We start from the raw sequence: 21,121 nt of genomic DNA on the forward strand, positions 1-21,121 counted from the left end.
GCGCAAGGTTGCGGCGTAGATGCAGCGCCGGTGGCCCGCTTGCGACTCAGTCGCGGACCACGTCGGCCCAGCAATTCGGCGTCTCGTAGAGACGCACCTTGTGCAGACGCAGATTCACGCCGTAGTGGGCGTCGTAGACATTCGCGAGCAGGTCGAACGCGACCGCCGCGAGATTCTCAACGGTGGGAATGCGATCGAGCACGACCGTCTTGTGGCCCGGCATGGAATCGAGAAAGCCGCGCACGTGCGTGTCGCCTTCGTAGACGAGAAACGCGTGATCCCACTTGTCGACGAGGTGTTCGACGGCGAGCGACTTCACGTCCGCGAAGTCCATCACCATGCCGCGATCCGGCGCGCCTTCCGTATCGACCAGATCGCCTTGCAGCGTGATTTCCAGCACATAGCGATGCCCGTGCAGATTCCGGCACTGGCTGCGGTGATCGGGGATGCGGTGGCCCGCGTCGAATTCGAGTTTTCGGGTAATCGTCAGCACGGCAAATCAGGGAATGTTCAGATACTTGTGGGTCTGCATCGACAGGCGCCATTGCGGATGGCGTTTGCACCAGTCGATCGCGAGTTTCGTGTTGATGTCGCGCGACGGGCCGTCCATGGGCTGGACGAGGAAATATTCGAAGTCGAGCGCCGCGTACTCCGACAGGCGCTGGTTGTCCTGCGGAATCACGACTTTCAGTTCGTTGCCTTTGGTGACCACCAACGGTGCGTCGGCCTTCGGGCTCACGCAGATCCAGTCGATCGTCTCGAGCACCGGCAGCGAGCCGTTGGTCTCGATGGCGATTTCAAAACCGGCGGCGTGCAGCGCGTCGACGAAGGGCTGATCCATCTGCAACATCGGCTCGCCGCCGGTACAGACGACAAAGCGCTCGCCCTCGCCTTCCGGCCATTGCGCGGCGATCATCGCCACCAGGTCTGCGGCGCTGCGGTACTTGCCGCCGTTCTCGCCGTCCGTGCCGACAAAGTCCGTATCGCAGAAGCGGCACACCGCCTCTGCACGGTCTTCCTCGCGGCCCGACCACAGATTGCAGCCGGCGAACCGGCAAAACACCGCCGGGCGGCCGGCATTCGCGCCTTCGCCCTGCAATGTGTAGAAGATTTCCTTGACCGCGTACGTCATGCTGCTTTCTGCCTGGCACAGCGTGCCTGATTAAAGTTGCCGCCGCCCCACGGATCACCCGGGGGCGCACGGTTCAAACCGGTGCTTCCGTGACGTTCTCGCCGGCGAGATAGGCCTCGTAGCCGCGCTTGCGCAAGCGGCACGCCGGACATTCGCCGCAGCCGAAACCCCACGCATGCAACTCGGCACGCTCGCCGAGATAGCACGTATGCGTCTCGACCCGCACCAGCTCGACCAGCTCGTCGCCGCCCAGTTCGTGCGCGAGGCGCCACGTATCGGCCTTGTCGAGCCACATCAGCGGCGTTTCCAGCGCGAAGCGGCTGTCCATGCCGAGATTGAGCGCCACCTGCAGCGCCTTCATCGTGTCGTCGCGGCAGTCGGGATAGCCCGAAAAGTCCGTTTCGCACATGCCGCCTACCAGCACCTGCAAGCCGCGCCGATAGGCAATCGCCGCGGCGATCGTCATGAACATCAGGTTGCGGCCCGGCACAAAGGTATTCGGCAAACCACTGGCCGCGGCTTCGATCTGGATCTCGCGCGTCATGGCGGTATCGCTGATCGAACCGAGCACCGACAGGTCGATCATGTGATCGTCGCCGAGGCGCGCGGCCCACGCCGGAAAAGCCCGGGCGACGGCGTCGCGAAAGCCTTCACGGCACTCCAGTTCGACCCGGTGCCGCTGCCCGTAGTCGAAGCCGAGTGTCTCGACCGTTTCATATCGTTCGAGCGCCCAGGCGAGGCACGTGGCCGAGTCCTGACCGCCGGAAAACAGCACTAGAGCGCTACTTTTAGCGTCTTTGCGGATCACCGTGAAACTCCGTGAATGATGAGTGCCACGTCGCGCTGCGCGGTGTGCGCCATGCAGCAACGCGGCGCGACGCGTGCCGGCGTGACAGCCGGCTCAAGCAGTATAGGCCGCGCCTTCCGCGTGCAGAGTCGCTGGCGCTTATACCGCTGATCGTCGGACGCAGGGGTGGTTGCGCGGTGCCGCGCCGCCGGAAAGTAGCCGGCGCTCCCCCCGAAAAACGACAAAGGACTTGTCAGGCGAACGCAGCAAGTCCTTGAACTGGCGCGATTTTATCATGCGACGCCCAATGCCGCCGCGTAGCGCTGCGAACCGGCGCCGCATGCATCGACGACAACCGCAACGCCCGGCACCCGTCAGAAAAGGAAAAGCCCCAGGAATCTTGCGAGTTCCTGGGGCTGAATCCTGGTGGCCTGGGACGGAATCGAACCATCGACACGCGGATTTTCAATCCGCTGCTCTACCAACTGAGCTACCGGGCCAACGAAGAAGCGAGAGTATATCAAAGGGTTTTCGACTGCTCAAGCCCCCTTCTCAAAATTTTTGCCTGGCGGAATGGGACACCTTTTGGGGAGTCCGGGTCCGCCAGCGCGTTACTCCCCTTTGTTCTTGCCGAGATCGACGCCGAGCTGCTTCAGCTTGCGGTACAGGTGCGTGCGTTCGAGCCCCGTCTTTTCGGCGACGCGCGTCATGCTGCCGTTCTCGCGCGCGAGGTGATACTCGAAGTACGCGCGCTCGAAGGCGTCGCGTGCGTCGCGCAACGGGATGTCGAACGAGATCGACGCCGTCTGCGCCGCCAGCGCACCACTGCCGATATTGTCGTTAGCGAGCATCGGCAACGACGCAGCCGAAGCCACCGCCGCCGAACTCACCGGCTGCGCCGGCTTCGGCGCAGCGCCCGGCGCTGCGGGCGCGGGGTTGCCGCGCGCGAGACCCTGTTCGACCGCCTTCAGCAGCTTCTGCAACGCAATCGGCTTCTCGAGAAAATTGAGCGCGCCGATCTTGGTGGCTTCGACTGCGGTGTCGATGGTCGCATGGCCGGACATCATGATCACCGGCATCGTCAACAGGCCCTGCGCGGCCCATTCCTTGAGCAGCGTGACGCCATCGGTGTCGGGCATCCAGATGTCGAGCAGCACCAGGTCGGGGGCCTGGCGCAGCCGGAACTCACGCGCTTCCTGCGCGTTCTCCGCGGCCTCCACGACGTGCCCTTCGTCGCTCAGGATCTCCGAGAGCAATTCCCGGATGCCCATTTCATCATCTACCACCAGGATGGTTGCCATTTACGCTGCCCTTGTCTGCACTGTTGCTTTTGTCGTTCCCTGCGACGCGTTGCCATGCGCCGCTCGCGGCCCTGCCCCAGGCGCCGCTACATCATCGTCTGCCAATTGAAGAAAGAGGATCGAAATCTGCGCACCCTCGATCACATCGCCCGCTTTCAAACGGTTGCGAATGTCGATTCGCGCGCCGTGTTCGTCGACGATCTTCTTGACCATCGCGAGACCGAGCCCTGTTCCTTTGGCCTTGGTCGTCACGTAAGGTTCGAATGCACGCGTCAGGATGCGTGCGGGGAAGCCCGGTCCGTTATCCGATACGGTCAGACGCACCGCGACGCGCACTTTGCCTTCCGCGTCGGGATCGCCATATTCTACTGTCCTCGTCTCGAGCAGCACACGTGGCTGCCCCGCCTCTGCCACTGCATCCTGCGCATTCTGCAGCAGGTTGTGGATCACCTGGCGCAATTGCGTGGCGTCGCCGCGAATCACCGGCAGCGCGGCGAGCTCCACGTGGATCGCACTCTTGCCCTCTTCAATGCCGTAGAGCGTGAGTACTTCACTCACCAGCTCATTCAACTGCAGGTTGGCAAGCACCGCCGGCGGCGTGCGTGCGTAGTCGCGAAAACTGTCGACCATCTGCTTCATCGCCGCGACCTGATTGACGATGGTGGTCGCGCCGCGCTTCAGCACATCGGCGTCGGACGGTGTGAGCTTGTCGGCCAGCTTCATCTGCAGGCGCTCGGCCGACAACTGGATCGGCGTGAGCGGATTCTTGATCTCATGCGCGAGACGCCGCGCCACTTCACCCCAGGCGATCGAGCGCTGCGCCGAGATCACGTCCGAGATGTCGTCGAACACCACCACGTAGCCGGAAGTCTGCATGTCCTCAGCGTCGCGATCCGTGGCGGAGACGAGCCGCGCGCCGCGTACCAGCAGCGTCAGCGGTTCGGTCTCGCCCGACACCTGCACCGAGAACTGCTGTTGCCAGTGACCGCGGTCGTCGTGACCGTCGCCGCTCGCCGCCTCGCGATCCGCAAACGCCTTGCGCACCATCGCGCCGAAATCGCTCAGCACGGTGATGCGGTCGAGCGCCGCACCGAGCGCCGACTGGAACTGCTGGCGGAAGATCCGCTCGGCGCCGCGGTTCGCCGTGGTGAGGCGGAACTGCCGGTCGAACACGAACACGCCGGCGGTCAGGTTGGCGAGAATGCTTTCCAGATAGGCCTTGGAATGCTCGAGCGCGATGCGGTTGTTTTCCACGGCGGCACGCGCCTCGGAGAGTTGCCGCGTCATCGCATTGAACGACTGCGTAAGAAAGCCCAGCTCGTCGCGCGACTTGATTTCGCGCTTCGGCGTGTAGTCGCCCTCGGTCACTTCCTTCGTGCCCTGCGCCAGCAGGAACAGCGGCCGCGCCAGCTGATTGCCGAGCGCGAGCGCCAGCATCATCGCAATGAAGGTGGCGAGGAAGAGCGCGAGCGTCAACGTGCCGATATACATCTTGCGCAGACCCGTGCGGCCGAGCGCCTTTTCCTGGTACTCGCGATACGCGCGCTGCACGGCGTCGGCATTGCGGGCGAGCGACGGCGACACCGGCTGCGTCAGTTGCAGGAAGCGCTCCGTGGGCTGCAGCAACGACGCGTTCGAATCCGGAATGCGCTGCACGATCCGCAGCCGCAACACGCCCTTGCCGCCGTTCGCGTTCGGATCGCCGTCCACCTCACCTTCGATCGCGGCAAAACCGTGGCCGCGCGCCTGATCGATCATCATCGGCGTGGGCAAGTCGTTGGGCACGAGCGTCACGTAGTTACCCGAGGCCTGCGCCACCACGTGCATCTCAGGCGCCGCGCCGGACATGCTGCGCACCGGTTCGACGATCGTCGCATCCTGCACGCCGAACTGATCGCGCAAGCGCAGCAGCGTGAGCGTCGTTCCAGCGGCGTCCGCACTGGCCAACTGCTCGGCCATCAGACGGCCCTTGGTTTGCAGGTCCGACAGCGATGCGTCGAGCATGCCACGCCCGAGGTTCAGCCCGGACGTGAGCGCGGTCTCGACGTTCACGTCGAACCACGACTCGATGCTGCGCGAGACGAACTGATACGACACGACGTAGATGATCCCGCCCGGCACCACGCCGACCAGCGCCATGAAGAAGGCGAGCTTGGCCAGGAGCCGCGTGCCGAACTTACCCTTGCGCAGCCGGTAGATGATGATCAGGACTAGCGCCGTCACGACCATCAGGAAGATCAGCGCGACGGCCACGTTGGCCGCGTACAGCCATTGATAGTAACGGTCGAAGAACTCGGTGTTGGCGCTTGCCGCAGCGAGCAACACCAGCAGCAGGACGGCCGTGACCGCCACCGTCGACACCAGCACGCGAACGACGATGCTGCTGACGCTGGTGGTGCCGCGTACTTTATTTAGCACGTTCGGTCACCGTGAAAGTAAAACGCTTCCAGTCGGAAGAGAGATTCCAGTCGCGGTTGTTCACAGCGTCGATCTGGAATGGCTTGGGCATCAGTGCGATGTCGAGCTGCATGCGCACGGAGGCGGAATAGGTCTCGCCGTTCTGCACCTGATTGCGGTCGATCACGTGCCACGACGTCACATGCTGGATCACCGCGAGCGCGTCTTTCAGGGTGCTGAAGCCGAGCTGCAAACCGCCCGTCGACACGCGGTACTCGCGCGTGAGCGGCTGAAACGACAGGCGGATGCTCTGCGACACGCTCACCGGCTGCTCGTCGAACCAGTACCAGCGTGGCCGGCTCAGTTCGAAATCGGTCGTGAAGTAGAGCGGAATACCTTTGTTGACGGCATCTTCGAGGTTGCTGTTCAGCTCGAAGTCAAAACGCGCATCGAGACTCCAGCCGCCGCCGTCCGACTGCAGGGAGGCGCGCTGCACCGCGATCGAATCGGCATACGCCACGCCCGGCGCGCTCAGCCAAAAGGCCAGCACAATCCAGAGCACGGCCACGAGCCGAAGCGAAAAGAAGCGTTTGATGGTCACCGTTTCTGAAAGCGCGCGTAGAAAAATCCGTCGTGATCTGGGTTCGAGCCGGTGCCGGTGTCGGCTCCGGCATGGGAACCCTCCGGGGCGTCGGCAGGCGCGCGGGCCGCTGTGGGCAACAGTTGCCCCGGCGCGTCCAATCGTACCGCATCCTGGTACTTGTCTCCAAACCACTGCGCCTGCAATTCGCCTTCTTCGGGAAAGATCGAGCACGTAACGTAGAGCAATTCGCCGCCTGGCTTCACGAGCGGCCAAAGTGCCGCCAGAATCCGCCGCTGTTCGGCGACGAGCGCGGGGATGTCGGCGGCGCGCCGCAACCAGCGGATATCCGGGTGACGCCGGACGATGCCCGACGCCGAACACGGCACGTCGGCCAGAATGCGGTCGAAGGGGCGGTCCAGCGGGTCGTGCCACTTCGCCGGCGCGCCGGCGTCGCCGATGCGAACCTCGGCCGTGAGGCCGAGCCGCTGCAGGTTTTCGCCGATGCGGCGGGCGCGTGTCGCGTCGCTTTCCAGCGCGACGAGTTCGAGATTGGCCCGCTCGAGCAGATGCCCCGTCTTGCCGCCAGGTGCCGCGCAGGCGTCCAGCACGCGCATGCCGTCGCGCGCACCGAGCCACTGCGCGGCGAGTTGGGCGCCGGCGTCCTGCACCGAGACCACGCCGTCGTCGAAGCCGGGGATGCGGTCCACCGGCATGGGCGTGGCGAGGCGCACAGCGTCGTCGCCAGCGCGTGTGGCGTCGATATGGTGATCGTGCAGCACCTGCAGATAGGCATCGACCGTGGAGCGGCGCGCGTTGACACGCAGCGTCAGCGGTCCTTGCGTGTTGCCGGTTGCAAGCAGGTTCTGCCAGCGGTCGGGCCAGGCGCGGCGTACCGCGTCGATCCACCAGGCCGGGTAGTTCCAGCGCGCGACCTCGTCGTCCCGTACTGCGCTCAACAGCGTCTCGCGCTCGCGCAGGAAGCTGCGCAGCACGGCATTGACGAGGCCTTTGGCGAACGCGAGCTCACGGCGCGCGGCAATCGCGTTGACGGCCTGGTCGACGACGGTGAACGGCGCGTAAGCGGCGTCCTCTTCGGTGTCGACGAGCAAGGCCAGCGCGCAGGCGAGCAGGTTGGCGACGTGCGGCGGCGGCGCTTTTTTCACCAGCTTCGCGATCAGCCAGTCGGCCGTGGCCAGACGCCGCATGGTCCGGTATGAGATGTCCTGCACGGCCCCGCGCGCCGCGGCAGCGCTACCTTCGGGGGCGGAGACGAAGACCGACTGCAGCGCGGCGGGGAGCGCCGAGCCAACGCGCACCGCACCCACCGCCTGGGCCGCGCAGTCGAGCGCAAAACCCAGCGACTCGGGCGCGAGATGCAGCGTCGACAGACGTGATTCACGCGGACGCGACGACGGTGAAACGGAACGCGCGGAAGGCTTTGAAGTCATGAAGAAGGTAAAAGCAGGCCGCACGGTACGCGCGGCGCAAACAGCACACATTGTAGCTTGGGTGGGTAGGCGGGCCGCCGAGTGGTGCCGGAGTGGATGCCCCAACAAAAAGAGCGAACCCGTTGGAGCTCGCCCTTCCCGATCGCTCATTGGCCTGGTAGCCGCACCCAGGCCCGCTTACTCGAAGCGCCCCGTGCGCGCCATTTCCATCAGGCGCGCGATGCGCTCTTCCGTGGCCGGGTGCGTCGAAAAGAGATTCGCAATACCGCCGCCCGCGAGCGGATTCATGATCATCATCTGCGCGGTTGACGGATGTGCCTCAGCCGTGGGGAACGGAATGCCGCTCGCGTAACGATGGATTTTGTCGAGCGCCGCCGCGAGCGCCTGCGGGTCGCCGGAAATCTGCGCGCCGCCACGGTCCGCTTCGAACTCACGCGCGCGGGAGATGGCCATCTGAATCAGCGCACCGGCAATCGGCGCGAGCAATGCCACCGCGATGCTCGCGATCGGATTCGCCGGGCGGCCATTTTCGTCGCGCCCGCCGAAGAACATCGCGAAGTTCGCCAGCGCGGAAATCGCGCCCGCCATCGTGGCGGAGACGGTGGAAATCAGGATATCGCGGTGCTTCACGTGCGCCAGTTCGTGCGCCATCACACCGCGCATCTCGCGCTCGGACAGCACGCGCAGGATGCCGGTGGTCGCGGCGACGGCCGCATGCTCCGGATTGCGGCCGGTGGCAAACGCGTTCGGCGCGTCTTCGTTGATCAGGTAGACGCGCGGCATAGGCAGGCTGGCGCGGGTGGCCAGCTCACGCACCATGCGATAGAACTGCGGCGCACTGTTTTCGTCCACTTCCTGCGCGTTGTACATGCGCAGAACCATCTTGTCCGAAAACCAGTAGGAGAAGAAATTCATCCCGAGTGCGATCACCAGCGCGATCATCATGCCGCGCGAGCCGCCGATCATCCCGCCGATCACGATGAATAGGGCCGTGATCGCGGCCATCAACATCGCGGTTTTGACCCAGTTAAACATGTTCACCACTCCTTGCCCCGAATGCGGGTTCATATCCAATACCGCCTGCCGGCGGCGAAACTGTCTGTAAGCTTATTGTTAGATATGGGCAGACAAGGAAAATTCAATTAGCGCGATGCTGTGGCGAGCTTGATGCCGAGTCCGACGAATGCACTGCCGACGCCGCGATCCAGCCACCGCTTCACGCCGGGTTTGCCGGAAAAACGTTGTGTGACGCTGCCCGCGATCCACGCGACAAAACTGTTCCACACCGTGCTCATGACGAGGAAGACGACGCCAAGCGTCAGGAAAGCCAGCGCCTTGTGATCGCTGCCGGTGGTGACGAACTGCGGGAAGAAGGACACGAAGAACAGCACCACCTTCGGGTTCAGGACGTTGGTCCAGAAGCCCTGCAGGAACAATTGGCGCAGCGACTTCGGCGCACCGGTTGCGCGGGCAGCGCCTGCTGTCTCGGCTGCGGCGGGTTTGGCGAAAACCAGACGCACGCCAAGATAGATCAGATACAGCGCGCCCACGAACTTGATCACCGTGAACGCGGTTGCCGACGCGGCCAGCAGCGCGGTCAAGCCGAACGCGCAGGCAAGCGAATGCACGCAGCAGCCGGCGGAAATGCCCAGCGCCGACACGAGGCCCGCGCCACGTCCTTGCGCGACGCTACGCCCGACGATATAGGCCGTGTCCGGCCCTGGCGTGACGTTGAGCAGGAAGACCGCGACGACGAAAAATCCGAAATGGGTGATACCGAACATCCAATCCTCTCTGGAAAACGCTGAGCAACCGTACGTTTTTCACCCCGCAGGAAGTCCCCTCGGGCGCCTCGCGCGAAGCACCGGGTTTCGGGTGGCGGGCGCCTGGAAACAGGCACGTTGCATGGGCGATTCTAACGCGCCGAGAGCATGCGGCGGGAGTCGGCCGAACGGTCTATAGCGAGCGTGACGGGACGCCTGTTACTGTACTTCCGGTAGCAGGAAACGCTGTCCCGAGACGAGCGTCGAGCCGGCCAGGAATTCCCGTACCGGCAAGCGCTTACCGCCAGGCTTCTGCAGTTGCGTGAGACGCAGCGCGCCCTCACCGCAGGCCACCACGACGCCCTCCGGCGAAACGTCGAGGATCGTCCCCGCTTCCACGTTGCCCGCGGCTTCAACGGGCACAGCGGACCAGATTTTCAGGGAGGTACCGTCAAGCGTGGCCACGCCACCTGGGAACGGGTCGAACGCGCGAACCTGACGTGCCAGAACAACGGCAGGGCGCCGCCAGTCGAGCGCGGCTTCGTGCTTGCCGATTTTCTCGGCATAGGTGAAGCCTTCCGAGGGCTGCGGTGTTGCCACGAGTTTCCCGCTGCGTTCGAGTTCGACCAGCGCCTCGACGATCAGGCGCGCGCCCGACTCTGCCAGACGGTCGTGCAGCGTCGCGGTGGTGTCGTCGTCGTGAATCGGCGTGCGCGCTTCGGAGATCATCGCGCCCGTATCGAGGCCGGCGTCCATCTGCATCAGCGTGATGCCGGTTTCGGTGTCGCCCGCTTCGATGGCACGGTGAATCGGGGCGGCGCCGCGCCAGCGCGGCAACAACGACGCGTGAATGTTGATGCAGCCGTGCGGCGCGATATCGAGCACTTCCTGCGGCAACAACAGGCCGTAGGCGGCGACCACCATCACGTCGTGCGGGGTGGTGCGCAGCAGGTCGATCGCAGCCGTCGCTTCAACCGGATACTTGCCATTACGGCGCAGAGACGGCGGCTGCGCGACCGCGAGAGCGTGCTCTTCGGCGTAGCGCTTCACCGGACTGGCCTGCAGTTTCATGCCGCGCCCGGCCGGGCGGTCGGGCTGCGTAAGCACAAGCGGCACGGGAAAACCGGCTTCGTGGATAGCGGCTAGCGCCGCCGCGGCGAACTCCGGCGTACCGGCAAAGATGACGCGCAACGAATGGCTCATGTACGGGGGCGGTAGGCGATGTGGGCGCGCATTACATCGCGTGGGCGAGCTTCTTCATCTTGTTCTTGATACGCGTTTGCTTGAGCGAAGACAGGTACTCGACGAACACACGGCCCATCAGGTGATCCATCTCGTGCTGGATGCACACGGCGAGCAGGCCTTCGCAGTCCAGTTCGAAGGTTTCGCCTTTTTCGTTGAGCGCGCGCACCCGCACTTTCTCAGCGCGTTCGACGTTGTCGTAAATGCCCGGCACCGACAGGCAACCCTCTTCGTTGATCATCTTCTCGTCGCTCGACCAGATGATCTCGGGGTTGATGAAGGCGTGCAGTTCGTCGTGCGCGTCCGACACGTCGATCACGATGACACGCTCATGCACGTCCACCTGGGTGGCCGCGAGGCCGACGCCGGGTGCCGCGTACATCGTCTCGGCCATGTCCGCGACGAGCTTGCGGATACGGTCGTTGACCGCTTCGACCGGCTTGGCAATCTTGTGCAGCCGCTTGTCCGGGTAATTGATGATGTTCAGTAAAGCCATGATCTTGATTTGGTTTTAGGCGCCGCTCACGGGTGGAAAGTCGCGACGCTGGCCATTCGGCCAGCTTGTGGGGCCGTCGCGATACGCCGAGGATAGGTGGTGTCGAACCGGTTCGATTCAACGCGCCAATCACGCGCCAACGACGAGCCCGCGCGGGTAGGCGCGGCGCTGCAGTTATTTCGGATGATGAAAATTTTAGCATGGCGGCCGCCTGCCCGCTGGCCGTGCTGGAGGATTGACACGCAATGCACACCCTGCCTACAACCGACAACGAACTCGCCGCCTGGCTGCGGCTTTCGATAGCGCCGGGGCTCAGACCCGGCGCGCTACGCGCGATGCTCAACGCGTTCGGCCTGCCGGAGGCCATCCTCGGGCAGCCGTTCGCACTGCTCGCCGCCGCCACCGACGAAGCCTCGGCACGCGCCGCGCTGACCCCGCCCGGCGCCGACTTCGCGCGCCATCTGGATACCGTACTCATGTGGCGCGAGCAGGAAGGCAACGCGATCGTGACGCTCGACGACCCGGTCTACCCGCCCGCCCTCCTGACCATGCCCGACCCGCCCTCGCTGCTATATATAAAAGGCCGGCTCGATCTGTTGCATGCAAAGGGGATCGCTGTGGTCGGCAGTCGCAGCGCCACGCCGCAGGGAGTGGAGGACGCCGAGCGCTTCAGCCGCGCGCTCTCGGAAGCGGGGCTCGTGGTCGTCTCGGGGCTCGCGCTGGGCATCGACGGTGCGGCGCATCGTGGGGCACTGGCGGGCCGCGGCGGCACGATTGCGGTGATCGGAACCGGCGCCGACCTCGTCTACCCGGCCGCCCATCAGCCGCTCGCGCGGCAAATCGCGACCACCGGCACGATCATCTCCGAATGGCCGCTCGGCACGCCCGCGCGCGCCGCCAACTTTCCGCAGCGCAACCGCCTGATCGCCGGACTGGTAGGGGGGGTGCTGGTAGTCGAGGCGGCAATGCGCTCCGGCTCGCTGATCACCGCGCGGCTCGCCAACGAAATGGGGCGAGACGTCTTCGCTTTGCCGGGCTCGATCCACGCGCCACTGTCGCGTGGATGCCACAGAATGCTGAAGCAAGGCGCCAAACTCGTGGAGACGCCGGAGGAAATCCTCGAAGAACTGGGTTTTGTGCCGCCGCCGGCCCGTGCGGCCGGGCCTATGCCGTGGGACAGCATTCCGGCAAAACCGGGGCCTAACGGCACGTCTCGGGGTGCGGCCGGGACAGCGGTTGGTACTGCGGCTGGGACTGCCACCGGGACACCGTCCAGAGCCGCACCGGAGGCCGCGTCCCCTCATCAAACCGTTGCCGAAGCCGATCTCGGCCCGGAAGCGCAAACGCTGCTCGCCGCCCTCGGCCACGCGCCAGCGACGCTTGAAATTCTTGCCGCCCGCACCGACATGCAGGACGCCACGTTACAAAGCACGTTGCTGCAACTCGAACTGGCCGGCCGTCTGACGGTCCTACCCGGCGGCCGTTTTGCGCGAGTAACTCACCGTTAAGCGCGAGCCGCGGCTGAGCATGGTCAATCCCGACAGGCGACGGGCCATGCTACATTCGCGCCAAAGCACCTGACAAAGTACGCAAGGAACCCACATGCCCGCGCTGAACCTCGACACCGACCAAGACCGGATCGCCGAGCGCGTCAACGACCACGAAACGCTTTTCGTGGCCTGCCTGTGCGCGGAGTGGTGCGGGACCTGCCGGGAATATCGGGATGCGTTCGACCGGCTGGCGGACAAGCATCCGGAAATCTGTTTCGCGTGGATCGATATTGAGACCCACGCGGATCGCTTTGACGACCTGGACGTAGAAAATTTTCCTACGATCCTGATAGAGGACGGTGTGACCACGCGCTTTTTTGGCACGGTACTGCCGCAGGCGGCCATCGTCGACCGGATGCTGGCCGATCTGACCGCGCTACCCGGCGTGACCGGTGCGCCCAAGCTGCGGCCGGCTCTCGCGGTCGCCTAAGCGGCGTATTTTTGGCAGCGCTTTAGCCGCGCTGCCCTGCGGCACGGGCGTTGCAGGCATGCTGCAGGGCGTCCGCCGCCGCTTGCTCAATATATAGACACGCATTTATGATGGCCCGCTTTTTATGGCACTTGACACGCCCGCACGGCGCCGTGTGCTATAAAGCGGTCGTTAATGGGTCGCAAACCTAGGGGTCGCAAACCCAGGGCCTAAACCCGGATCCACCAACTCAAATCCAGTCATGTCCAAAGCACTGATCATCGCCGAAAAGCCTTCCGTCGCGAACGACATCGCGCGGGCTTTGGGCGGTTTTACCAAGCATGACGAATACTACGAAAGTGACGATTACGTCCTTTCCTCGGCAGTCGGCCACTTGCTGGAAATCGCCGCGCCCGAAGAATACGAAGTCAAGCGTGGCAAATGGAGCTTCGCCAATCTGCCCGTCATCCCCCCGCATTTCGACCTCAACCCCATCGCAAAGAGCGAGTCGCGGCTGAAAGTGCTGACCAAGCTGCTCAAGCGCAAGGACGTCGAACGGCTGATCAACGCATGTGACGCGGGGCGCGAAGGCGAGCTGATTTTCCGCCTGATCGCGCAGCACGCGAAGGCCAAACAGCCAGTCCAGCGCCTGTGGCTGCAGTCGATGACCCCCGCCGCCATCCGCGACGGCTTTGCCCGTCTGCGCAGCGACGAGGAAATGCAACCGCTCGCCGACGCAGCCCGCTGCCGGTCCGAAGCCGACTGGCTGGTCGGCATCAACGGTACGCGCGCCATGACGGCGTTCAACAGCAAGGGTGGCGGCTTCTTCCTGACCACGGTTGGCCGGGTGCAGACGCCGACGCTGTCGATCGTGGTCGAGCGCGAAGAGAAGATTCGCCGCTTCGTGCCGCGCGACTACTGGGAAGTGAAAGCGGAATTCGTCTGCGCCGCCGGCTTCTACGAAGGCCGCTGGTTCGACCCGAAATTCAAGCGCGACGAGTTCGACCCGGAAAAACGCGATTCGCGCCTGTGGGCGTTGCCCGCCGCCGAAACGATCGTCGCGGCTTGCCGCGGCCAGATCGGCACGGTGACGGAAGAATCGAAGCCGACCACGCAACTGTCGCCGGCACTGTTCGACCTGACCAGCTTGCAGCGCGAGGCCAACGGCCGCTTCGGCTTTTCCGCGAAGAACACGCTGGGTCTGGCCCAGGCACTGTACGAACGGCACAAGGTGCTGACGTACCCGCGTACCGACGCCCGTGCGCTGCCTGAAGACTATATGGACACGGTCAAGCAGACGCTTGGCATGCTCAAGGAAAGCAACAACTACTTGCCGTTCGCCAAGCAGGTGCTCGACAAGGGCTGGGTGAAGCCGAACAAACGCATCTTCGACAACTCGAAGATCAGCGATCACTTCGCAATCATCCCCACGCTGCAGGCGCCGAAGAATCTGTCGGAGCCGGAACAGAAGCTCTACGACCTGGTCGTGAAGCGGTTCCTGTCGGTGTTCTTCCCCGCCGCCGAATACCGGGTGACCACGCGGATCACGGAAGTGGTCGGCCATCACTTCAAGACGGAAGGCAAGGTGCTGGTCGAGCCGGGCTGGCTGCAGGTCTACGGCCGCGAGATCAGCGGTGAAGACGCCAACCTCGTTCCGGTGCAGAAGGACGAGAAGGTCAAAACGGACAAGATCGCCGCCCAGCAACTCGTCACCAAGCCACCGGCGCGCTACAACGAAGCCACCTTGCTGTCGGCCATGGAAGGCGCGGGCAAGCTGGTCGAAGACGACGAGTTGCGCGAAGCCATGGCCGCGAAGGGTCTCGGCACGCCGGCGACACGCGCGGCGATCATCGAAGGTCTGCTCGGCGAAAAGTATCTGATCCGCGAAGGCCGTGATCTGATCCCCACCGCCAAGGCATTCCAGTTGATGACGCTGCTGCGCGGCCTCGGCGTCAAGGAACTGACCGCGCCCGAGCTGACCGGCGAATGGGAATACAAGCTCTCGCAGATGGAGCGCGGCAACCTGCCACGCGACGCGTTCATGCAGGAAATCGCCCGCATGACGCAGACCATCGTCAAGCGCGCGAAGGAATACGACTCGGATACCATCCCGGGCGATTACGCGACGCTCGAAACGCCGTGTCCGAATTGCGGCGGTCAGGTGAAGGAAAACTACCGCCGCTTCGCGTGCTCGAAGTGCGAGTTCTCCATCTCGAAGATTCCGGGTGGCCGTCAGTTCGAAATTCCGGAAGTCGAAGAACTGCTGCAGAACAAGACCATCGGACCGCTGTCCGGCTTCCGCAGCAAGATGGGCCGGCCGTTCTCGGCGATCCTGAAGCTGTCGCTCGACGACGAGATCAAGAACTACAAGCTCGAATTCGACTTCGGTCAGGATTCCGGCGGCGAAGACGGCGAAGTGCCGGACTTCTCCGAACAGCAAACGGTGGGCGCGTGCCCGAAATGCCAGGCGCGTGTGTACGAACACGGCATGAGCTACGTCTGCGAGAACTCGGTTGCCAATCCGAAGACCTGCGACTTCCGCTCAGGCAAGGTGATCCTCCAGCAGGAAATCACGCGCGAGCAGATGGGCAAGCTGCTGGAAGAAGGACGCACCGATCTGCTGACGAACTTCAAGTCGTCGCGCACCGGCCGCAACTTCAAGGCGTTCCTCGTCAAGCAGAGCGACGGCAAGATCGGCTTCGAGTTCGAGAAGAAAGAGCCGTCGGCGAAAACCGCAGCCAAAACGGCGGCGGCCAAAGCTGCAGCCAAAGCCGCACCGGAAGCGGACGATGAAGACGAAGGGGACGGCGGCGTAGCGCAGAAGACCGTGCCGGCCAAGAAGGTTGCAGCGAAGAAGGCGCCAGCCGCGAAAAAGGCAGCCGCCAAGAAAGCGCCTGCAAAGAAGGCCGCGGTTCGCAAGACCGGCTCGTAACCCCACGCCGTGACGGGGCGGGGCCGCTTGCTCGAGCGCCCTCTGCCCGCACGACCGTCACGGCAGAACAGAAAAGGCGTAGCCGCTTCAGTGGGCCGCGCCTTTTTTTGCCGACTAGAACCGGGCTATCGGTCAAAGCCAAAAACGAGGCACGTTCACCGCATCGAAACAAAAGGCGCTGCCATTTTTAAAGTGGCAGCGCCTTTTTTACTAGCGGCTCGTCCGGCACGCGGTACAAACCACCGCGCCATTGAATCAAGACATCAAAGCGGCGACAACGCAGCCGGCCGTGCCCGCGACGACGGCGCCTTTGCAGGCAGCTTCGGCGACAGCTCGCTATCCAGCAACCGCGACAGCGGCTCCGCGCCATCGAACGCTTCGGGCGGCGCGATGTCCGATGAATCCAGACCGGACGCCAAACCAGGGCGCGGCTGACCGTCCTTGATCCATTGCTCACCAAGGAGGCTGTTCGGGGTCTGGCTGAAATGCTCGACCAGATGATCGATGAACGTGCGCACCTTGGCCGGCAAGTGACGGCGGCTCGGGTACGCAATGTTGATTTCGACCTGCGGCAAACGGTACTCGCCAAGCAGACGCACCAGCCGGCCACGCGTCATATCGCGGCCAATCAGATAGCTCGGCAGGATCGCAATGCCCATCCCGAGCAGCGAGAACTGACGCAGCATTTCGGTGTTGTTCGCGACGATCACGTTGGTGGGCCGCACCCGCACTTCGCCTTCCGGACCTGTGAAGACCCGCTCGTCGCCCCAGTATTCGGACGGCAAGGACAGACACGGATGCTCCAGCAGATGCTCAGGGCGCGTCGGCGTGCCGTGCTTCTCCAGATACGCGGGCGTCGCGCACACCGTCATGCAGCCCGTTGTCAGGCGCCGCGTGACGATGCTCGCACTGCGCATCTGCCGCGCGATGACAACGCCCACATCGAAACCTTCTTCGACCAGATCGACCTGGCGGTCAACCAGCGTCACGTCGGGAATGACTTTCGGATAGCGCTCGGCGTAGGTCTGCAACACCGGCGCAAGATTGTGTAGCCCGAACACCACCGGCGCGACAATGCGCAGCGTGCCGACGGGTTCGTGATTGCGCGCCACCACCATCTGCTCGACGTCTTCCAGTTCGTCGAGAATCTGGCGGGCGCGTTCCAGATAAACCTGGCCTGACTCAGTCAGCGAAAGGCTGCGGGTTGTGCGATTGAGCAGGCGGGTACCGAGACGGCCTTCGAGATCGGCTACATGGCGGGTGGCCACTGCGTTGGAAATATCCATTGCGCTGGCCGCGCGGGCAAAACTGCCGAGATCCGCCACGCGGACGAAAACTCGCATCGATTGCAAATGATCCATAAGACAACTCCTGCCGTGTTACAGCTTCCTGACAAACCGGTTTGGCCAGTGAAGCGAACTGCGAATTCTCCTACGACTCCCCAAATCGTGCAGAAGTTGCTCAAGAATGGTTAATTTTCATAGATTTCGTATCACCGTACTTCCCAGTGTCGTGCCCGAGAGTCCATTGTTCCTGTTAGGGAAACAATATGGTGCGCTGCAGCTAGCACTGTGTTCATTGCCGGAACAGAGAGCGGTGTCGCAGTTGCGTCGAAAATGTGCGCGACAGGCTCAGCGTATCGCAGAAAGCAAAAGACCGCCCGGAGGCGGTCTTGTTTAACGGAGTGAGCACTCACATGATCAGGTAGCGAGTCGCCCTTCCAGGGCCGTTTTGGCCTCGCGCAGCGCCGGCGGCAGGTTTTGCTGCAGTGTGTCGAAGAGCTCCGCGTGCAAGGCGAGTTCTGCGCGCCAAGCCGCGTCGTCGACAGAGATCACCGTGTCGAACTGCGCCCGGGTGAAATCGAGGCCGCTCCAGTCGATATCCTCGTAATGCGGCGAGACGCCGAACGCGTGCTCTTCACCTTGGGCTACGCCTTCGATGCGGCCCACCATCCAGCTCAGCACCCGCATGTTTTCGCCGAAGCCCGGCCAGACGAACTTGCCGTCCGCGCCTTTGCGGAACCAGTTCACGCAGAAGATCTTCGGCAGCTTCGCGTTCAGTTGTTCAAGCCGCTCGCCGGTTTTCAGCCAGTGCGCGAAGTAGTCGCTCATGTTGTAGCCGCAGAACGGCAGCATGGCGAACGGGTCGCGCCGCACCACGCCCTGCTGGCCGGCGGCCGCGGCGGTGGTCTCCGAGCCCATGGTCGCGGCCATATAAACCCCTTCGACCCAGTTGCGCGCTTCGGTGACGAGCGGCACGGTGGTCGAACGTCGGCCGCCGAAGATGAACGCGTCGATAGGTACGCCGGCCGGGTTCTCCCAATCCGCGTCGATCGACGGACATTGCGAGGCCGGCGCCGTGAAGCGCGCATTCGGATGAGCCGCCTTGCGGCCGGCTTCCTTCGCGATGGCCGGCGTCCAGTCCTTGCCTTGCCAGTCGGTCAGATGCGCCGGTGCTTCGTCGGTCATGCCTTCCCACCAGACATCGCCGTCGTCGGTCAGAGCGACGTTGGTGAAGATGACGTTTTCCTTGAGCGTCGCCATGGCGTTGAAGTTGGTCTTTTCGCTGGTGCCGGGCGCCACGCCGAAGTAGCCGGCCTCCGGGTTGATCGCGTAGAGGCGGCCGTCCTTGCCCGGTTTGATCCACGCGATGTCGTCGCCGATCGTCGAAATCTTCCAGCCGTTCAGGCCCTCCGGCGGAATCAGCATGGCGAAGTTGGTCTTGCCGCAGGCCGACGGAAACGCCGCCGCCACATGATGCTTGCGCCCTTCCGGCGAGGTGACGCCGAGGATCAGCATATGCTCGGCGAGCCAGCCTTCGGCGCGGCCCATCGTGGAAGCGATTCGCAGCGCGAAGCATTTCTTGCCGAGCAGGGCGTTGCCGCCGTAGCCCGAGCCATAGCTCCAGATCTCGCGCTGCTCGGGGAAATGGACGATGTATTTGGTGTCGTTGCACGGCCACGGCACGTCTTGCGCCCCCTCGGCGAGCGGTGCGCCCACCGAATGCACGCACGGCACAAAGTCGCCGTCGGCGCCGAGCACGTCGTACACCTGGCGGCCCATGCGCGTCATGATGCGCATGTTGGTCACCACGTACGGGCTGTCGCTCAGTTCCACGCCGATATGCGCGATGGGCGAGCCGAGCGGACCCATCGAAAACGGCACGACGTACATCGTGCGGCCACGCATGGCGCCGTCGAACAGGTCGTCGAGCGTCGTGCGCATGTCCGCCGGCGCGATCCAGTTGTTAGTGGGGCCAGCGTCTTCGCGACGCTGCGAGCAGATAAACGTGCGGTCTTCGACGCGCGCCACATCCGACGGATCGGACCAGGCGAGATACGAGTTCGGACGTTTGGCCGGATTGAGCTTTCTTAGCGTGCCGGCCGCGACCATCTGGGCGCAAAGCCGGTCGTATTCTTCCTCCGAGCCGTCGCACCAGACGATCCGATCGGGCTTGGTCAACGCAGCGACGCGTTCGACCCAGTCGATCAGCTTGCGGTTTTTGACCCAGGCGGGAGCCTCAATGGCGGAAATTCCGGCAAAGGCGGGATGATTCATCGAGCTGTCTCCGTTTCGTTTGTGTAAGCAAAAAGAAAAACGGTACGAGCCCAGCGACGCTGCTGCGAGAGGCGGCAATCCAGTCGCGCCAGCCTGGGCTGGCGCACGATTGTGCAGGTCGTGATGGGCCATACAGCCTGTTGCCTGGCACCCTCCGCCAGCAGCCCTTGCAACCGTCTGTAAAGCGGCTTGCATCGAGCGGCAACAAACTGTTAAAAACGTTCTCAACTCATGCCGTTTGCGTGGTCATGCCGTCTGTGCGGCACTTTCTACGATAAGGCATCCATCCAAACCAGCGTGTGATCTACCTCACATGGTGGGACAGCAAGCTTAACACTCCGTTCCGCACCGTCATGGTGCGTCGCAAAACACCAATACTATGAAGATTGCCATCCTCGACGATTACCAGGACGCCGTCCGCAAGCTCGACTGTTTTCAGTTGCTCGCCGACCATGACGTCAAGGTGTTCAACAACACCGTGCGCGGCCTCGGTCAGTTGGCCAGCCGTCTGTCGGAGGTCGATGCGCTGGTGCTCATCCGCGAACGCACCCGTATCAACTCGCAACTGCTCGATAAACTCCCGCATCTGCGCATGATCAGCCAGACCGGCAAGGTATCGAGCCATATCGATCTGGCCGCTTGTACCGAGCGCGGCATCGCCGTGCTGGAAGGCAGCGGCTCGCCGATCGCGCCGGCCGAGCTGACCTGGGCACTCATCATGGCCGCGCAACGGCGCATCCCGCAATACGTAGCAAACCTTAAGCAAGGAGCCTGGCAGCAGTCGGGGCTGAAGACGTCGGCCCTGCCGCCGAACTTCGGCCTGGGCCAGGTGTTGCGTGGTCAGACCCTGGGTATCTGGGGCTACGGCAAGATCGGTCGTCTGGTGGCGGGGTACGGCAAGGCGTTTGGCATGGACGTGCTGGTGTGGGGCCGTGGCACGACGCTCGAAGCGGCGCGCGCCGACGGCTATGGCGTGGCCGAGAGCCGTGAAGCGCTGTTCGAGCAGAGCGACGTGCTGTCCTTGCATCTGCGCCTGCACGACGACACGCGCGGCATCGTCAAGCAGGAAGACCTGCTGCGGATGAAGCCCACGGCGCTGCTCGTAAATACGAGCCGGGCTGAGCTGCTGGAAGAGAACGCGCTGGTGAATGCGCTGGCGCGCAACCGGCCTGGGATGGTGGCGATCGATGTCTTCGAAAGCGAACCGATCTTGCAGGGCTACAGCCTGCTGCGCATGGAAAACGTGATCTGCACGCCGCACATCGGCTATGTGGAGCGCGAGAGCTACGAGCTGTATTTCAGCGCGGCGTTCAAGAACATTCTGGCGTTCGACGGTGGGGATACGTCAAGCGTGGCGAATCCGGAAGCGCTGCAGGGTGGGCGTCGGCGGTAGCGGTTTGTGGGGCTGGGGCGGGGCTGAGGCTGAGGCAACGCACGCTCAGCTTTGATGCACGCAGATGAAGGTGACGGTCACGGTTGAGGCGCCGGGCGGGATGTGCCTTAGCCGTCGGTCGGTCGGTCGCA

At 63.7% G+C, this 21,121-nt stretch carries 17 protein-coding genes and 1 tRNA gene; 4 read left to right on the plus strand and 14 right to left on the minus strand.

The genetic code is table 11. The features are described 5' to 3' along the window. Positions 1-46: 46 nt before the first annotated feature. From queD to def, 12 genes are all read right to left on the minus strand, one after another. Positions 47-490, minus strand: coding sequence for a 6-carboxytetrahydropterin synthase QueD (queD, locus tag BUS12_RS30735; RefSeq protein WP_143788563.1), 444 nt, complete (start codon positions 488-490; stop codon positions 47-49). Between the two features lie 9 nt (positions 491-499). Beyond that, entirely contained in the window at positions 500-1,132 is a 633-nt protein-coding gene (queE, locus tag BUS12_RS30740) for a 7-carboxy-7-deazaguanine synthase (protein WP_074301107.1), read from the minus strand. 73 nt (positions 1,133-1,205) lie between these two features. Continuing rightward, entirely contained in the window at positions 1,206-1,940 is a 735-nt protein-coding gene (gene queC, locus BUS12_RS30745) for a 7-cyano-7-deazaguanine synthase QueC (protein ID WP_074301108.1), read from the minus strand. 403 nt (positions 1,941-2,343) lie between these two features. Further along, positions 2,344-2,419: transfer RNA gene (locus BUS12_RS30750), tRNA-Phe, on the minus strand. A gap of 111 nt (positions 2,420-2,530) precedes the next feature. Next, positions 2,531-3,220 (minus strand): response regulator transcription factor EsaR, encoded by a 690-nt coding sequence (gene esaR, locus BUS12_RS30755; RefSeq protein WP_074301109.1) that lies wholly within the window; start codon positions 3,218-3,220, stop codon positions 2,531-2,533. Continuing rightward, a complete protein-coding gene (locus BUS12_RS30760) occupies positions 3,221-5,638 on the minus strand; it encodes a sensor histidine kinase (RefSeq protein ID WP_074301110.1) in 2,418 nt (805 codons plus the stop codon). Next, positions 5,628-6,218: a DUF4390 domain-containing protein gene (locus BUS12_RS30765; protein WP_074301111.1), complete on the minus strand. Its 591-nt coding sequence runs from the start codon at positions 6,216-6,218 to the stop codon at positions 5,628-5,630. Before BUS12_RS30765 ends, BUS12_RS30760 begins: the two co-directional genes overlap by 11 nt. Next, positions 6,215-7,648, minus strand: coding sequence for a 16S rRNA (cytosine(967)-C(5))-methyltransferase RsmB (gene rsmB / locus BUS12_RS30770; RefSeq protein ID WP_074301112.1), 1,434 nt, complete (start codon positions 7,646-7,648; stop codon positions 6,215-6,217). The genes BUS12_RS30765 and rsmB overlap by 4 nt, the downstream gene beginning before the upstream one ends. A gap of 177 nt (positions 7,649-7,825) precedes the next feature. After that, positions 7,826-8,683 (minus strand): zinc metalloprotease HtpX, encoded by an 858-nt coding sequence (htpX, locus tag BUS12_RS30775; protein WP_074301113.1) that lies wholly within the window; start codon positions 8,681-8,683, stop codon positions 7,826-7,828. Between the two features lie 107 nt (positions 8,684-8,790). Continuing rightward, the gene (locus BUS12_RS30780; RefSeq protein WP_074301114.1) at positions 8,791-9,432 is read right to left on the minus strand and encodes a LysE family translocator; all 642 of its coding nucleotides are present in this window, start codon (positions 9,430-9,432) and stop codon (positions 8,791-8,793) included. Positions 9,433-9,630: 198 nt separating this feature from the next. Continuing rightward, positions 9,631-10,614: a methionyl-tRNA formyltransferase gene (gene fmt, locus BUS12_RS30785; RefSeq protein ID WP_074301115.1), complete on the minus strand. Its 984-nt coding sequence runs from the start codon at positions 10,612-10,614 to the stop codon at positions 9,631-9,633. A 31-nt stretch (positions 10,615-10,645) separates the two neighbouring features. Further along, complete coding sequence (gene def / locus BUS12_RS30790; RefSeq protein ID WP_074301116.1) at positions 10,646-11,149, minus strand: peptide deformylase; 504 nt, start codon at positions 11,147-11,149, stop codon at positions 10,646-10,648. Between the two features lie 245 nt (positions 11,150-11,394). On the opposite strand from def, the gene dprA reads away from it, so the two are divergent. The 3 genes from dprA to BUS12_RS30805 all read left to right on the plus strand — a co-directional run bounded on the left by dprA (position 11,395) and on the right by BUS12_RS30805 (position 16,040). Beyond that, entirely contained in the window at positions 11,395-12,657 is a 1,263-nt protein-coding gene (gene dprA, locus BUS12_RS30795) for a DNA-processing protein DprA (protein ID WP_074301117.1), read from the plus strand. Positions 12,658-12,751: 94 nt separating this feature from the next. Further along, a complete protein-coding gene (locus tag BUS12_RS30800) occupies positions 12,752-13,129 on the plus strand; it encodes a thioredoxin family protein (RefSeq protein WP_074301118.1) in 378 nt (125 codons plus the stop codon). A gap of 241 nt (positions 13,130-13,370) precedes the next feature. After that, positions 13,371-16,040 (plus strand): DNA topoisomerase III, encoded by a 2,670-nt coding sequence (locus BUS12_RS30805; protein WP_074301119.1) that lies wholly within the window; start codon positions 13,371-13,373, stop codon positions 16,038-16,040. A 263-nt stretch (positions 16,041-16,303) separates the two neighbouring features. Here BUS12_RS30805 and BUS12_RS30810 read toward each other — a convergent pair whose 3' ends face one another. Both BUS12_RS30810 and BUS12_RS30815 read right to left on the minus strand, forming a co-directional pair. Beyond that, positions 16,304-17,401 (minus strand): LysR family transcriptional regulator, encoded by a 1,098-nt coding sequence (locus BUS12_RS30810; protein ID WP_074301120.1) that lies wholly within the window; start codon positions 17,399-17,401, stop codon positions 16,304-16,306. A 339-nt stretch (positions 17,402-17,740) separates the two neighbouring features. Beyond that, a complete protein-coding gene (locus BUS12_RS30815; RefSeq protein WP_074301121.1) occupies positions 17,741-19,597 on the minus strand; it encodes a phosphoenolpyruvate carboxykinase (GTP) in 1,857 nt (618 codons plus the stop codon). 379 nt (positions 19,598-19,976) lie between these two features. Between BUS12_RS30815 and BUS12_RS30820 the strand changes: the two genes are divergently transcribed. After that, complete coding sequence (locus BUS12_RS30820; protein ID WP_074301122.1) at positions 19,977-20,990, plus strand: D-2-hydroxyacid dehydrogenase family protein; 1,014 nt, start codon at positions 19,977-19,979, stop codon at positions 20,988-20,990. Positions 20,991-21,121 lie beyond the last annotated feature (131 nt).

Origin of the sequence: Paraburkholderia phenazinium, from assembly GCF_900142845.1 — a bacterium.
GTDB classification, from domain to species: Bacteria; Pseudomonadota; Gammaproteobacteria; order Burkholderiales; family Burkholderiaceae; genus Paraburkholderia; species Paraburkholderia phenazinium_A.